Origin of the sequence: Rahnella contaminans, from assembly GCF_011065485.1 — a bacterium.
GTDB lineage: Bacteria > Pseudomonadota > Gammaproteobacteria > Enterobacterales > Enterobacteriaceae > Rahnella > Rahnella contaminans.
Genome location: NZ_JAADJS010000001.1, coordinates 158706 through 172435, shown reverse-complemented (window position 1 = coordinate 172435; position 13730 = coordinate 158706). Strand labels below are relative to the sequence as shown.

General features: G+C 53.3%; 13 protein-coding genes. 5 read left to right on the top strand and 8 right to left on the bottom strand.

Annotated elements, in window-relative coordinates; all coding sequences use genetic code 11:
- Window positions 1–32 precede the first annotated feature (32 nt).
- Entirely contained in the window at window positions 33–1766 is a 1734-nt protein-coding gene (gene argS / locus GW579_RS00790) for an arginine--tRNA ligase (RefSeq protein WP_165056978.1), read from the top strand.
- 162 nt (window positions 1767–1928) lie between these two features.
- Window positions 1929–2375 carry an inner membrane protein YiaA gene (yiaA, locus tag GW579_RS00785; protein WP_152325790.1) on the top strand — a complete coding sequence of 149 codons (447 nt, stop codon included), beginning with the start codon at window positions 1929–1931 and terminating at the stop codon, window positions 2373–2375.
- An 80-nt stretch (window positions 2376–2455) separates the two neighbouring features.
- Here yiaA and murJ read toward each other — a convergent pair whose 3' ends face one another.
- The 4 genes from murJ to rimJ all read right to left on the bottom strand — a co-directional run bounded on the left by murJ (window position 2456) and on the right by rimJ (window position 6362).
- Window positions 2456–3991, bottom strand: a complete 1536-nt coding sequence (murJ, locus tag GW579_RS00780; RefSeq protein WP_152325789.1) for a murein biosynthesis integral membrane protein MurJ — start codon at window positions 3989–3991, stop codon at window positions 2456–2458.
- Window positions 3992–4186: 195 nt separating this feature from the next.
- Window positions 4187–5098 carry a Gfo/Idh/MocA family protein gene (locus GW579_RS00775; protein ID WP_152325788.1) on the bottom strand — a complete coding sequence of 304 codons (912 nt, stop codon included), beginning with the start codon at window positions 5096–5098 and terminating at the stop codon, window positions 4187–4189.
- 12 nt (window positions 5099–5110) lie between these two features.
- Window positions 5111–5764, bottom strand: a complete 654-nt coding sequence (locus tag GW579_RS00770) for a YceH family protein (RefSeq protein ID WP_165056976.1) — start codon at window positions 5762–5764, stop codon at window positions 5111–5113.
- Between the two features lie 10 nt (window positions 5765–5774).
- A complete protein-coding gene (rimJ, locus tag GW579_RS00765) occupies window positions 5775–6362 on the bottom strand; it encodes a ribosomal protein S5-alanine N-acetyltransferase (protein WP_152325786.1) in 588 nt (195 codons plus the stop codon).
- 212 nt (window positions 6363–6574) lie between these two features.
- Between rimJ and mdtH the strand changes: the two genes are divergently transcribed.
- The 3 genes from mdtH (at window position 6575) to GW579_RS00750 (ending at window position 9388) form a co-directional block, all read left to right on the top strand.
- Window positions 6575–7780 (top strand): multidrug efflux MFS transporter MdtH, encoded by a 1206-nt coding sequence (gene mdtH / locus GW579_RS00760; RefSeq protein WP_152325785.1) that lies wholly within the window; start codon window positions 6575–6577, stop codon window positions 7778–7780.
- Between the two features lie 256 nt (window positions 7781–8036).
- Entirely contained in the window at window positions 8037–8684 is a 648-nt protein-coding gene (gene grxB, locus GW579_RS00755) for a glutaredoxin 2 (RefSeq protein ID WP_165056974.1), read from the top strand.
- A 140-nt stretch (window positions 8685–8824) separates the two neighbouring features.
- On the top strand, window positions 8825–9388 hold the full coding sequence (locus GW579_RS00750) for a lipoprotein (protein WP_152325783.1): 564 nt from the start codon (window positions 8825–8827) through the stop codon (window positions 9386–9388).
- 76 nt (window positions 9389–9464) lie between these two features.
- Here the strand turns inward: GW579_RS00750 and GW579_RS00745 are convergent, their stop codons facing one another.
- From GW579_RS00745 to GW579_RS00730, 4 genes are all read right to left on the bottom strand, one after another.
- Window positions 9465–10049 (bottom strand): TorD/DmsD family molecular chaperone, encoded by a 585-nt coding sequence (locus GW579_RS00745; RefSeq protein WP_165056972.1) that lies wholly within the window; start codon window positions 10047–10049, stop codon window positions 9465–9467.
- Between the two features lie 60 nt (window positions 10050–10109).
- Window positions 10110–10850 (bottom strand): phosphatase, encoded by a 741-nt coding sequence (locus GW579_RS00740; RefSeq protein WP_152325781.1) that lies wholly within the window; start codon window positions 10848–10850, stop codon window positions 10110–10112.
- Between the two features lie 67 nt (window positions 10851–10917).
- Window positions 10918–11859: a glyoxylate/hydroxypyruvate reductase GhrA gene (gene ghrA / locus GW579_RS00735; RefSeq protein ID WP_165056970.1), complete on the bottom strand. Its 942-nt coding sequence runs from the start codon at window positions 11857–11859 to the stop codon at window positions 10918–10920.
- Window positions 11860–11984: 125 nt separating this feature from the next.
- A complete protein-coding gene (locus GW579_RS00730) occupies window positions 11985–13466 on the bottom strand; it encodes a peptide MFS transporter (RefSeq protein ID WP_165056968.1) in 1482 nt (493 codons plus the stop codon).
- Between the last annotated feature and the right edge of the window lie 264 nt (window positions 13467–13730).

Sequence of the window (13730 nt, the reverse complement as noted above, 5' to 3'; positions counted from 1 at the left end):
AGGATGACGGGGATAAATTATAAGGTAATCCGGTGAATATTCAGTCACTCCTTTCAGAAAAAGTCAGCCAGGCACTGATCGCAGCAGGCGCATCCGCCGACAGCGAAGCGCAGGTCCGTCAGTCCGCCAAAGCTCAGTTTGGTGACTATCAGGCTAATGGCGTAATGTCCGTGGCGAAAAAACTCGGTATGCCGCCACGACAACTGGCAGAGAAAGTGGTTGAACTGTTGGATCTGAACGGCATCGCAAACAAAGTCGAAATTGCCGGTCCGGGTTTCATCAATATCTTCCTGGATCCGGCATTCGTCGGCGCCCACGTTGACAGCGCACTGAATGACGAAAAACTGGGCATTGCACCCGTTGAGCCGCAAACTATCGTCATCGACTATTCTGCGCCAAACGTGGCGAAAGAAATGCACGTTGGCCACATCCGCTCCACCATTATCGGCGACGCCGCCGTGCGTACCAACGAACTGCTGGGTCATAAAGTGATCCGCGCAAACCACGTTGGTGACTGGGGCACACAATTCGGGATGCTGATTGCCTATCTCGAAAAAGTGCAGAACGAAAACGCCGGTGACATGAATCTGGCTGATCTGGAAGAATTCTACCGCGCAGCGAAAAAGAACTACGACGAAGACGAAGCCTTTGCCGAACGCGCGCGTGGCTACGTGGTGAAGTTGCAGGGCGGCGACGAATACTGTTTGCAAATGTGGCGCAAACTGGTCGATGTGACCATGAAGCAAAACCAGCTGACTTATAACCGCCTGAACGTCACCCTGACCGAAGACGATGTCATGGGTGAAAGCCTTTATAACAGCATGCTGCCGGGTATCGTGTCTGACTTGCAGTCAAAAGGTCTGGCCGTCGACAGCGAAGGTGCCGTCGTGGTTTATCTGGACGAGTACAAGAATAAAGAAGGCGACCCGATGGGCGTCATCATCCGTAAAAAAGATGGCGGCTACCTTTACACCACCACCGATATCGCTTGTGCGAAATACCGCTACGAAACGCTGGGTGCCGATCGCGTACTGTATTACATCGACTCCCGTCAGCATCAGCATTTGATGCAGGCCTGGACCATCGCGCGTAAAGCCGGTTATGTCCCTGATTCTGTCGCGCTTGAGCACCACATGTTTGGCATGATGCTGGGCAAAGACGGCAAGCCGTTCAAAACCCGCTCAGGCGGCACGGTGAAACTGTCCGATTTGCTGGACGAAGCGATTGAACGCGCACGCAAGCTCATCACAGAAAAGAACCCTGAGCTAAAAGATGCGGAAGAACTGGAAAAACTGGTCAACGCCGTGGGTATCGGCGCAATCAAATACGCTGACCTGTCGAAAAGCCGTACCACCGATTACATCTTCGACTGGGACAACATGCTGGCCTTCGAAGGTAACACCGCGCCGTACATGCAATATGCTTACACCCGCGTGGCATCAATCTTCAAACGTGCAGAGATTGACGTTAACAGCCTGACTCAGCCGGTCGTGCTGCGTGAAGAACGCGAGGCGGCACTGGCTACCCGTTTGCTGCAATTCGAAGAAGTCCTGACCGTTGTTGCCCGCGAAGGCACACCACACACCATGTGTGCTTATCTCTACGACGTCGCCGGCCTGTTCTCCAGCTTCTACGAACATTGCCCGATCCTGAACGCAGAAGACGAAACCAGCCGCAACAGCCGCCTGAAACTGGCACTGTTAACGCAGCGCACGCTGAAAACCGGTCTGGATACGCTGGGTATTGAAACCGTAGAACGTATGTAATTCCAGTTACACTCATATTATTAAGGGCGCCCGGCGCCCTTTTTTATTTCATTAATTTCATTCCGTAATTTGCAGTTATATCGTAATATCCGTCGCGCACGAAATCACTTAGGAAAGTGATTAATAAACCAAATTCTATTGGTCTTCAGATAAAGGATATCTATGAATAATCTTCAAAATCGCCCTTCTACTGCTTTTGTTTTCGCTTCATGGATTGCGCTGCTGGGTGGCGTTATTATTTTTCTCATTGGCCTTAATAACGCACAAATGCAACTGAATGAAAAAGGCTACTATTTTGCCGTTCTGGTTCTGGGTCTGTTCTCTTCAGTTTCCTTGCAAAAACATGTGCGTGATAAACTCGAAGGTCTGCCTACCACTGCACTGTATGCGAACCTTTGCTGGGCAGCTTTCGCGATCGCCATTGCGCTGATGTGCATTGGCTTGTGGAATGCTGAATTGCTGTTAAGCGAAAAAGGGTTTTACGGCGTCACCTTTTTTATGTGCTTATTTGGGGCTACTGCTGTGCAGAAAAACACGCGCGACACGGCCGCATTAAACATCGCTAAATTGCAGGAATATTCTGACAAAGAAAACATGACCGAAGAATAAATAATAACTTTCGCATTAAAAAAGCCCGCCAATAATATAGCGGGCTTTTATTGATTTTTGGAATAATAATACTATAAATCCTAATCCAGTCGTCTCGCAAACTCTTTCACGCGGAACCCTAACAGGCCGAGCACGGCGAAGTATGCCACCACGCCAGCCGCGACAACGGCCGCCAGACGCGCCAGACGATACGCCATTCCGCCGACATCCCAGGCAGGCATCAGCCACATCATGCCGAGCAGCGCCGCAGACATTGCAATCACCGCGACAAACAGTTTGATCAGGAAGACTTTCCAGCCCGGCTGGGGCTGGAAGATATCCTGTTTACGCAGTTGCCAGTAAAGCAGAGACGCGTTCAGGCATGCAGCCAGACCAATCGACAACGAAAGACCGGCATGTTTCAGCGGACCGATAAATGCAAGGTTCATCACCTGTGTCATCAGCAATGTAACGATGGCGATTTTGACCGGTGTTTTAATGTCCTGACGGGAATAAAAGCCCGGCGCCAGCACTTTCACCACAATCAGCCCCATCAGGCCGACGGAATATGCCACCAGCGCGCGCTGCGTCATTGATGCATCAAAGGCGCTGAATTTTCCGTACTGGAACAGCGCAACGGTCAGCGGTTTCGCCAGAATACCCAGGGCGACAGAACTTGGCAGTGCCAGCAGGAAACAAAGACGTAGGCCCCAGTCCATCAGGCGGTTGTATTCGGCATGATTGCCGCTCGAAAAACTCCGTGCCAGCGACGGCAGCAGAATTGTCCCCAGGGCCACGCCCAACACGCCGGACGGAAACTCCATCAGACGATCAGCGTAATACATCCATGACACGGAACCTGAAACGAGGAAGGACGCGAAAATGGTGTTGATAATCAGGGAAATCTGGCTCACCGAAACCCCCAGAATTGCCGGGCCCATCTGACGCATAACGCGCCAGACGCCGGCATCTTTCAGGTTCAGACGCGGCAGAACCAGCATACCGATTTTCTTCAAATGCGGGAGCTGATAGCCCAGTTGCAGCAATCCGCCTGCAACCACCGCCCAGGCCAGCGCAAGCACCGGCGGGTGGAAATAAGGCGCAGCAAACAGCGCAAAGCCAATCATGCTGACGTTCAGGAACGTCGGCGCAAAAGCCGGTATCGAGAAACGGTTCCAGGTATTGAGTATCGCCCCGACCAGAGAGGCCAGGGATATCAGCAGGATATACGGGAACGTGATGCGCAGCAGCGAACTGGTCAGTGCAAATTTATCGGGCGAATCCACAAAGCCGGGAGCCGTAATATAAATCACCCACGGAGCGGCGAGCATACCAAGCACGGTGACAATCGCCAGAACCAGCGTCAGCAGGCCCGAAACGTAAGCAATGAACGTCCGCGTGGCTTCCTCACCTTGCTGAGTTTTGTACTCGGCCAGAATGGGCACGAAAGCCTGAGAGAATGCGCCCTCAGCGAAAATACGACGTAATAAATTGGGCAGTTTGAACGCCACAAAAAAGGCGTCGGTCACCATTCCGGCACCAAAAACGCGGGCCACAATGGCGTCGCGGGCAAAGCCTAATACACGTGAAAACATCGTCATTGAACTGACGGCTGCCAAAGATTTAAGTAGATTCATGTCACTTTTCTTGTTTGCCGGTGGCCTGTCTATAACTCAATATTGATCAACAGGTTAAACAACCACGCCTGCATCAGCAGGCGTGAAAGATGAACCGGCATGGCTCAAAGATGCGCTTAGTCTACGCATCCGCCATGCAATAGCCAACGGCAGTTGTTATAGATTGTTAACCGCACCATCCTGTGCGGCTTTCACTCAGTTTTGCAGAATTTTTTCGATCATGGCCTGCGCGTAAATCGCCTGTTCGCCGCTGGTTTCAGGTGCGGTCTGGTTCGAGACGCAATCGACGAAATGCTCAATTGCCCCGACAAAACCACGCTGCGCCAGCGTACTTTGCCAGCCAGCAACAGGTTGCTGCGTCAGGATATCATCACGTTCATCGCGCCAGAGTCGCATATCGTCGAGCTGATAAACGGCGCCTTCAGTTACCGCCTGCACGCTTTCGCGGAATGTTCCGGCGCGGCGATGCATTGAAGTCGTCACCAGCGTTTCTCCGCACAGGAAATGATGCTCGCCATAAAGCATCTGGTCAGCCTCGTTAATCTGAATCAGCCCGCTTTCCAGGCTGGCATTGCCGCCCGCCAGCCACAGCGCCGTATCCACGACGTGCAGATAATCATCCAGCAACGTAAAACGCAGATCGTGTGGCCCGACGCTGTTCGTACGGTGTTTATCCATCCGCAAGGACGCCGGTTGTTGCATCTGTTCTTTCAGCTGACGATATAGCGGCGCAAAGCGGCGGTTAAACCCGACCATCAGCGCTTTGCCTGCCCGGTTAGCCTGTTCAACCAATTGTTCGGCCTGATCCAGCTCAGCTGCCAGCGGTTTATCCACATACACATGGACGCCCTGCGCCAGCAATTGCCCGACGACATCGAAATGGCTGGCCGTACTGCTGTGGACGAATACCGCGTCGCACTGGCTGGCCAGTTCGTCCATCCGGGAAAAACAGGCCATCCGGTAGCTGTCGCAAACGGCCTGTGCTTTTTGCTGATTCGGGGAGAAACCGCCGACCAGCGTCCATTTTTCAGCATGACTGAGAACCGGCAGATACGCTTTTTGCGCGATCCCGCCAAGTCCGATAACGCCTATCCGAAGTTTACTCACGACGTTTTCCTTTTAATCACCCAAATGTTGCAGGAGGCTTTCCAGACGTTGTTTCAGTTCGGCCACCTCTGCCTCAAGCGATTCCACGCGTGCGGCCAGCCCGGAGTCCGGTGCGGCGGCGCTTAAAAATGGCTCTTCTGTGGCGCTGGCCGCCTGGCTGACTTCACCGCTGAACAGATGCATAAATCGGTTTTCGCGCTTGCCCGGTTCACGCGCCAGACGCACGCAGAACGGGCCATCTTCGCGGTTAGTCAGATCGGTCAGAGTTTGCTCGACTTCAGCAACGTCAGAAAAATCATGCAGGCGGTTGGTGCGGGTGCGTAATTCGCCCGGCGTTTGCGCGCCGCGCAACAGCAGCGTAGTGACGACCGCCACTTCCTGCGGTGAAAATTTGAGATTGCCGAATTCGGAATTACAAAAACGATGCTCGTACTTCATGGTGCGGGAACCGCTGAGGGTGCGGATGATGTGCTTGCGCAGCAGTAAATCCAGCGTTTGCTGAACGTCACTTTCGCTGAGTTCCATCACTGGTTCACGGTTAGTTTTCTGGTTGCAGGCGGTGGTTAATCCGTTGAGCGTCATCGGATACTGTTCCGGCGTGGTGAGTTGTTTTTCCAGCAAACAACCGACAACCCGGGCTTCCCGGTCACTGAGTTCATGTTTCATATTGCTCTCCTTATCGGGACGGGGGCGTCCATTCTTGCCAGGTTAACGCCGTCAGCACGTGATCCTGCCATTTGCCATCAATCAGTAAATAGTCTTTCGCATAGCCTTCACGCTCGAAGCCCAGACGCTCGAGCAGTTGCCCGCTGCGTTTATTGTGCGGCATATAATTGGCCATAATCCGGTGCATTTTTTGCTGGCGCTGCATATAACGGATTAACGATTGCAACGCTTCCTGCATCAGCCCTTTCCCCTGCCACTCCTGACCCAGGGAATAACCGAGGAAACAGGCATGGAATGAGCCGCGCAGAACATTACTGAAATTTGCCACGCCCATAATGCGGTTTTCATCGGGATCGAGCAGGATAAAATAATATGCGCTGCCCTGTTTCTGCATTTCGGAAATTAACCCGAGACGCGCCTGCCATCCGGAAGGATAACAATGGCTTTCATCCCTGACCGGTTCCCAGGGTTTCAGAAACGCCCGGTTCTCCGCATAGTATTCAGCCAGCCGGTGCGCATCGCGGTCATGAACCAGGCGCAGAACCATCCGGTCAGTGGTAAGCCGCACTTTCGGCACGGCAGATTTATAGCCAAACATCCCTTCCTCCACATCCCGCTCGGGTCGATGAATAGAATTTATAGGAAACACCTGATCATCGCCAATTCTGCCAGTCAGAACGCGGCTTGACGATAAAAAAATATTATCAATAGCGCCCTATCTAATTGCCTGATTCCAGTTCAGACTGGAACGGTCTTTTCTTCCTTTCTGTATCTGCCGGACAGGGTACAAATAATCGCTCATGGTGAAGCATGTCTCTGGTATCACAAGCTCGGAGCTTGGGTAAGTATTTTCTGTTATTAGACAACGCGCTGGTTATTTTAGGCTTTTTCGTGGTTTTTCCGTTGATCTCGATCCGATTTGTCGATCAGCTCGGCTGGGCCGCGATGGCCGTCGGTCTGGCGCTGGGTGTCCGCCAGCTCACGCAACAGGGATTAGGCATCTTCGGCGGCGCAATCGCTGACCGTTTCGGTGCCAAACCGATGATTATCACCGGCATGCTTTTACGCGCTGCCGGATTCGCCACCATGGCAATGGCAGATGAACCGTGGATTTTAGTCTGTTCCTGCATTCTCTCCGGCCTCGGCGGCACCTTGTTCGACCCGCCGCGCACCGCGCTGGTGATCAAGCTGACCCGTCCGCACGAGCGCAGCCGTTTCTTCTCCCTGATGATGATGCAAGACAGCGCCGGTGCGGTTATCGGTGCGCTCATCGGCAGCTGGTTGCTGCAATATGATTTCCATTACGTGTGCTGGGCCGGTGCGGGCATATTTGTGCTGGCCGCCGCCTGCAACGCCTGGCTGCTGCCTGCTTACCGCATTTCGACCATGCGCACACCGATGCGTGAAGGCATGATGCGTGTGCTGCGCGATCGCCGTTTTCTGGCGTATGTACTGACGCTGACCGGTTATTACATGCTGACCGTGCAGGTCATGCTGATGTTGCCGATTGCAGTCAATGATGTCGCGGGCAGCCCGGCGGCAGTGAAATGGATGTATGCGATTGAAGCAGTGCTTTCCCTGACGCTGCTGTATCCGATTGCACGCTGGAGCGAAAAACGCTTCCGCCTTGAGCAGCGTCTGATGTTCGGCCTGCTGATCATGACCCTCAGTCTTCTGCCCGTCGGGCTGGTGACATCGATTAACCCGCTGTTGCTGCTGATCGGTTTCTTCTACATTGGGTCAATTATTGCCGAACCGGCGCGCGAAACGCTGAGTGCCTCGCTGGCCGATGCCCGCGCACGTGGCAGCTACATGGGCTTTAGCCGTCTGGGGCTGGCGCTGGGCGGTGTGATCGGTTACACCGGCGGCGGCTGGATGTATGACACCGGCCGTGCGCTTGAACTTCCTGAATTGCCCTGGTTTTTACTGGGCATCGTGGGCTTCATCACCCTCACCGGTTTGTACTGGCAATTCAATCTTCGCCGCATCGAACCGGCCATGCTGAGCGGTAATTGACGTCAGTAAATACACTAAATGATTGGCGTTGTAACAAGGCGGCAAGAGAGCGAATCCCGATGAGCTGACCAGTGTCAGTGATTCGGGTGAGGAAGCGCGGCCAGCGCAGTTACGGCAACAAGCATGACGTGTATGTTTGATCTCCCCTCCTCAATTACCCATACTGGTTTCAGCGTATCGATTAAATCCGAACCTATATCCGGCAGTTTCCACGCACCCTACAGGTCAACGCCGGCGACAACAGGAGCTATGAACCATGAGACTTTACGTTTACGAACATTGCCCTTTTTGCGTTAAAGCACGCATGATTTTTGGTCTGAAAAATATTCCGTTAGAAATCAAAGTTCTGCTCAATGATGACGAGAAAACCCCGATTTCCATGGTGGGTAAAAAGATGGTGCCGATCCTGCAAAAACAGGACGGCGGCTTTATGCCGGAAAGTATGGACATCGTGCATTACGTGGATAAAAGTGACGGAAAACCGCTGCTGACCGGCCCGCTGAATGCGTCTATTGCGACCTGGCTGCGTCATGTTTCTGAATATATGGGTCGTCTGCTGCTGCCTCGTTTTGCAGCCGCGCCGCTGGAAGAGTTCTCCACGCCGGAAGCGCGTAAATATTTCTCCGACAAAAAGCAGGCTGCCAGCGGCGATTTTCAGGAGCATCTGAAACATTCAGAAGGTCTGGTGAAAAAAATCAGCCAGGACTTACGTGCACTCGATAAGCTGATCGTCGAACCAAACGCCGTCAACGGCGAGCTTTCAGAAGATGATATCAATCTCTGGCCGGTACTGCGTTCGCTGACTATCGTTCAGGGAATTGAGTGGCCGTCCCGCGTTCAGGCTTATCGCGACAATATGGCAAAACAGACGCAGGTTAATTTGTTTACACGCCTCGCCAGTTAAATTTTGCGCCGGAAGCCTGCTTCCGGCGATTTTCCTTTTCTTCCCCCCCTCCAGCACTTAGGCTAATCAGCGTTGTCTGATTGGAGCGAAACCGTTTAGCGGTCATGCTGACAAAATAGTTTTTACGTAATGAGGGAAGAATGACAAAGCGACTTTTAGGTGCTGCAGTTCTGATGTGCGCCAGCCTGCTGGCCGGGTGTAACCAGCTGACGCAGTACACCATCAGCGAGCAGCAGGTTAATGACTATCTGCACAAGAACAATAATTTCGAGAAACAACTCGGCGTGCCGGGGCTGGTGGATGCGAAATTAGTGCTGACCAATCTCAGCAGCCAGATTGGCCGCGCCGAACCAGGCGTCGTGACGCTGACCGGCGACGCACATGTCGATATCTCGTCATTATTTGGCCCGCAGAAAGCCGATATGCACCTGACGCTTAAAGCCAATCCGTCTTACGACAAGGATAAAGGCGCGATTTTCCTGAAAGATATGCAGGTGGTGGATTACACCATTCAGCCGGAAAAAATGGACAGCGTGATGAAAGGCCTGATGCCTTACCTGAACAATTCGCTGAAAACTTACTTCGATCAGCGTCCGGCGTACGTACTGAATGGCGATCGCAGCAAAGGCGAAGCGATGGCGAAAAAACTGGCGAAAGGCATAGAAGTGAAACCCGGTGAACTCGTCATCCCGTTTACTGACTAATATAAAAAGCTGATTAATATAAAAAGCCCGGCACATCTTCATGGCCGGGCTTTTTTATTTCTGACTCATCAGGGATTTACTGATCGTCTTCTTCGTCGTCATCCAGATCCGGCGGCAGCTGTTCTTCCAGCTCATCGCGCATCACCTGCAATGCTTCGCGGCTGATTTCAGCCAGTGTGCGGTAAAAACCGCTGGTGGCGTGCGCTTCAACTTTACCCAGGAATTTCCCGCACCACGGGAACAGGTAATCATCGAACAAGGTGATTTGCGCGCCCACTTCATCTTCCTGCGACTGATCTTCCAGCCATGACGCTGCAAGCAGCATCGCGCCGAAGTGATCGGCAGGCGCTTCGCCTAACGGCATTCCGCGCTGTTGCAGGAAAGTACGGATATCCATTTCATTTGCACCATCAACGTAAGCGCTGCGCAAAGGCGAAACTGCACATTCTGAGCCGACAAACAAACGGTTAAACTCAGCGGCCAGCGCCTGAGGATCAGCGCTTTCCTGCAAACGGATCAGCAACGCATCCTGCTCCAGCGGCCAGTGTTCGCGCAATTTTCCGTCCTGAATCAGGCCAAAAAGCGGAACCAGTAACGGATCCTGCGGCTGGCGGTAAAACAGCGTGCCCAGAATACGGCAGACAATTGAAAATTCATTCATAACAATAACCTGATCAGTCGGTGAAAAGGGGCAATCCCCCGCAAATTGGCCGCGACAATGTCACAGTTCGCTTAATTCTGCAATTGGTGCGCGCCCGCGTTTCTCCAGAAAATCCAGGAAACGGCGCGGGCTGACGTTCAGAATACGGTCTTCCGGGAAATCAACTTCACGCAAAATACGTTCGCAGTGCTCAAACCCGCCCAGTGAATACGCAATGTGCGAATCCGATCCCAGCGCCAGCCAGCCACCGGCTTCTTTCACCGCCAGCGCAACCGCACGGCAGTTGGGTTCGCTGCCTTTACGCGAGTGGATGAAGGAGGAGTTATTCAGCTCCAGCGCGACGTTATATTTCGCCGCCGCCGCCGCAACGGCTGGAATATCAATCGGGTATTTCGGGTTACCCGGATGCGAAATAATATGCACATCGCCGCCCGCCATCGCAGCAATCATCGCCGCGGTGTGCGTTTCTTTATCCACCGGTTGCATTACCGGCTCATGGAAACCGGCGATGATCACGTCGATTTCATCGAGCATCGGGCCGGTGCAATCAATGTCGCCCTGAATGTTTTTGATGTTCGATTCGATACCGCGCAGGATGCCGATTCCGTTCACCAGACGCGGCCAGACCCGCATATTCATGAAATGCCAGTAGTGCGGGGCATCGGCCATATCGGGGCCGTGGTCGGTGATGGCAAACAGCTTAATGCCCTTCTCCGCCGCCTCATCAATATAATCATGTAATGTGCTGTAAGCATGCGTGCTGGCAACAGTATGCATATGCAAATCAACGGGGTACGGCATGTGCTCTCCTTAAGTGATTCCGTGACGACTGCATGGCCGCCACGTGAGTAATTTTAGCAGATGAACGTTAATAACCCCGGTCGAGGCAAACACGCCCTGCCGGTTCCCGTCCTGCTTCAATAGCGAGAATATTCGCCGCAATGCTGTCCATCGCTTCTTCCGGCAAAGTATCCGCACCCACGTGCGGCGTGATGCTGACGCGCGGATGCGACCAGAACGGATGCATGCCTGGCAACGGCTCTTCGGCAAAAACGTCGAGCGTGGCGGCAGCAATCTGCCCGTTGTCCAGTGCGCGCAGCAAATCACCTTCCACCAGATGTCCGCCGCGTCCCAGGTTAATCAGATAAGCATTATGCTGCAGATTTGTGAACAGTTGATGATTGAGGATCCCGGCGGTGTGCGGCGTATTCGGCAGCAGGTTAATCAGCACCTTGCAGCCGGTCGTAAATGCCCCCAGCTGATCGTCTCCGTAAAAGCTTTGCACGCCGTCCTGAGATTTCCCGCTACGACTCCAGGTGCGCACGGTGAATTGCAGATCCACCAGCGCTTTCGCTACGCTGCTGCCCAGCACGCCAGCACCAAGAATACCGACAGTAAATTCACCACGTGAATGCGGTGCCAGTGGCCGCCATTGTTTTTGTTGCTGGAACAACTGGTATTCATCCATGCGGCGGAAATACCGCAACACGCTGGCCAGCGCGTATTCCTGCATCTGCAACGACATCCCGGTGTCTTCAAGACGAATCAGAGGCACACCGGCGGGCAATGTGCCCGGCTGGTGTTGTTCCTGCGTGAGAATGGCATCCACGCCTGCGCCGAGGGCAAAAATGCCCTTGAGCATCTTGCGCGGGGCCAGCATGGCGTGTGGTGGCCGCCAGACCAGCGCGTAATCGGCGGGTTCGTGGTCTGCGGCGTTCCATACGCGCATTCTGGCCTGCGGTATGCGTTTTGTTATTCCGTCAATCCAGGGCTTTGCATCAAATGTCGGGTGGTAAAAAATAATGTTCATCGGGGACGCCTCCTGTGAGCTGATAGATTTCCCTGAATATCATCAGGATGCAACCCTGAGGCCGAAAAAAGAAAAAGCCCCGAAAATCGGGGCTTGAAGATTCACTGATAGCGTTGTCGTTCAGGTCAGGCAACGGCAGGCTCGCGGCGGATCATCCGGCGTAAAAGCGGGATCAGAACCAGAAGAACCACACCGGTGATAACAGAACCCCAGCCAAGCACATTGAAGACTTCGCTGTAGCCCGGGTTAGTCAGCACCGGCGTACTGCCTTCGTTTTGCGGCATCAGGCCGGAGATGTAGCTGGCGAGCACCGAAGCCACGCCGGTCACCATCATCCAGCAGCCCATCATCACGCCCTGATAGCGCGCCGGGGCCAGTTTGCCAATCATCGCGTAACCGATAGGAGAAATCAGCAACTCACCAATGCTTTGCAGCAGATAGCTGATGGCAATCCATTTAAACGCCACCAGCCCGTCGCCGCCCGCCAGATGGATCCCCAGCGGCAGAACCAGCATTCCCAGCCCCATGCAGAATAAAGAAGCCGAAAACTGTGCCGGAACATCAATTTTCCAGCCGCGCTGACGCAATTTATTGAACCACAGCGCCATCAGCGGGCCGCCGATAACAATCACAATGGTATTAATATTCTGGATCCACTGCGGTGCCACGCGGATGCCGTAAACGTTCAGATTGATGTTGTTTTCAGAGAACAGCATCAACCCCATCGGGGCCAGCTGATACAGCGTCCAGAATACCAGCGAACCCAGCGCCAGCAGCAGGTACGCTTTCATGCGGCGGCGTTCATCAGCCTGGCGGTGACGGAAAGTGACCAGCGTCATTAACGCGAAAATGATAATGCCCAGTGCAACCACAAAATAACTGCTGAACTCTGCGTGGGTTAGCAACAGTCGGATAACTGGCACGAGGACGATTAAAATGGCGATACCGGCAGCCATACGGCGCAGCAACTGACCGCGGCTGGCTTCTTTAAGCGGCGTGCTGATATCGGCCAGAATCGACCAGCGAGACAGCGTCACAACCACCGCCGCCACGTTGCCCAGCGTGGCAAACAGGAACAGCGCGCGATAGTTTTCGCTCAGCTGGAAATAACCGGCAACCGCGAAACCAATAAAGAAGCCCAGATTCATCCCGGCATAATTCCACAGGAACGCCGATTCGCGGCGGTCATCATCCGGTGCAAAACGCTGCGTCAGCATCATATTCAGGCAAGTCACGTTTAGCCCGCTGCCGGTCAGGAACATCGCCAGCCCCCAGTAAAGGCCGGTTACACCTTCCAGCGCAATCAGCGCACAACCAAAGACCTGCAACACCATGCCCAGCACAAACAGGTTACGGTTACTCAGATAACGACCGCCGAGATAACCGCCAAACATATGCAGGCCATAGTTGAATGCACCGAACACGCCCATAATGGCGTTGGCGTTATCTTCGCTGAAACCGAGTTTTTTTGTGGCATACAGCACCAGAGTGGAATACAGCACCGCGAAGCCGAGCGTCGCGAAAGTCTGAACGAAGAATAATGTGCCCGCGCCGGCAGGTATTGCCGTGCGGTGCTGCGACGCTGTCGCGTTATTTGACTGACTCAAGTAAGAACCCCTGTCCCGTTGTGTGGATTTATTCTGCTTCTGGTTTTAACTAGCCCAGTTTTTATACGAAGCATTTTTTTGGAATCCATTGTTATACCTTCGAGACTGGCTATTTTCACAACATATTTTGCTATTTAGCCGTAACGGGAAGTGTTTGCTGCTTAATCGCACTTTTATGCAGTTAATCTAATTATGTATTCACAAGCATAAGCGGAATTAATGACGTTGCGTGACTTACGACAAACTGGTCATCCTTAATACAGT

Coding starts and splice junctions, on each gene's coding strand:
- GW579_RS00745 (WP_165056972.1), bottom strand. CDS start 10,049: ATGAATGAATTTTCAATTGTCTGCCGTATTCTGGGCACGCTGTTTTAC.
- murJ (WP_152325789.1), bottom strand. CDS start 3,991: ATGAATCTACTTAAATCTTTGGCAGCCGTCAGTTCAATGACGATGTTT.
- grxB (WP_165056974.1), top strand. CDS start 8,037: ATGAGACTTTACGTTTACGAACATTGCCCTTTTTGCGTTAAAGCACGC.
- yiaA (WP_152325790.1), top strand. CDS start 1,929: ATGAATAATCTTCAAAATCGCCCTTCTACTGCTTTTGTTTTCGCTTCA.
- rimJ (WP_152325786.1), bottom strand. CDS start 6,362: ATGTTTGGCTATAAATCTGCCGTGCCGAAAGTGCGGCTTACCACTGAC.
- GW579_RS00750 (WP_152325783.1), top strand. CDS start 8,825: ATGACAAAGCGACTTTTAGGTGCTGCAGTTCTGATGTGCGCCAGCCTG.
- mdtH (WP_152325785.1), top strand. CDS start 6,575: ATGTCTCTGGTATCACAAGCTCGGAGCTTGGGTAAGTATTTTCTGTTA.
- GW579_RS00740 (WP_152325781.1), bottom strand. CDS start 10,850: ATGCCGTACCCCGTTGATTTGCATATGCATACTGTTGCCAGCACGCAT.
- ghrA (WP_165056970.1), bottom strand. CDS start 11,859: ATGAACATTATTTTTTACCACCCGACATTTGATGCAAAGCCCTGGATT.
- GW579_RS00770 (WP_165056976.1), bottom strand. CDS start 5,764: ATGAAACATGAACTCAGTGACCGGGAAGCCCGGGTTGTCGGTTGTTTG.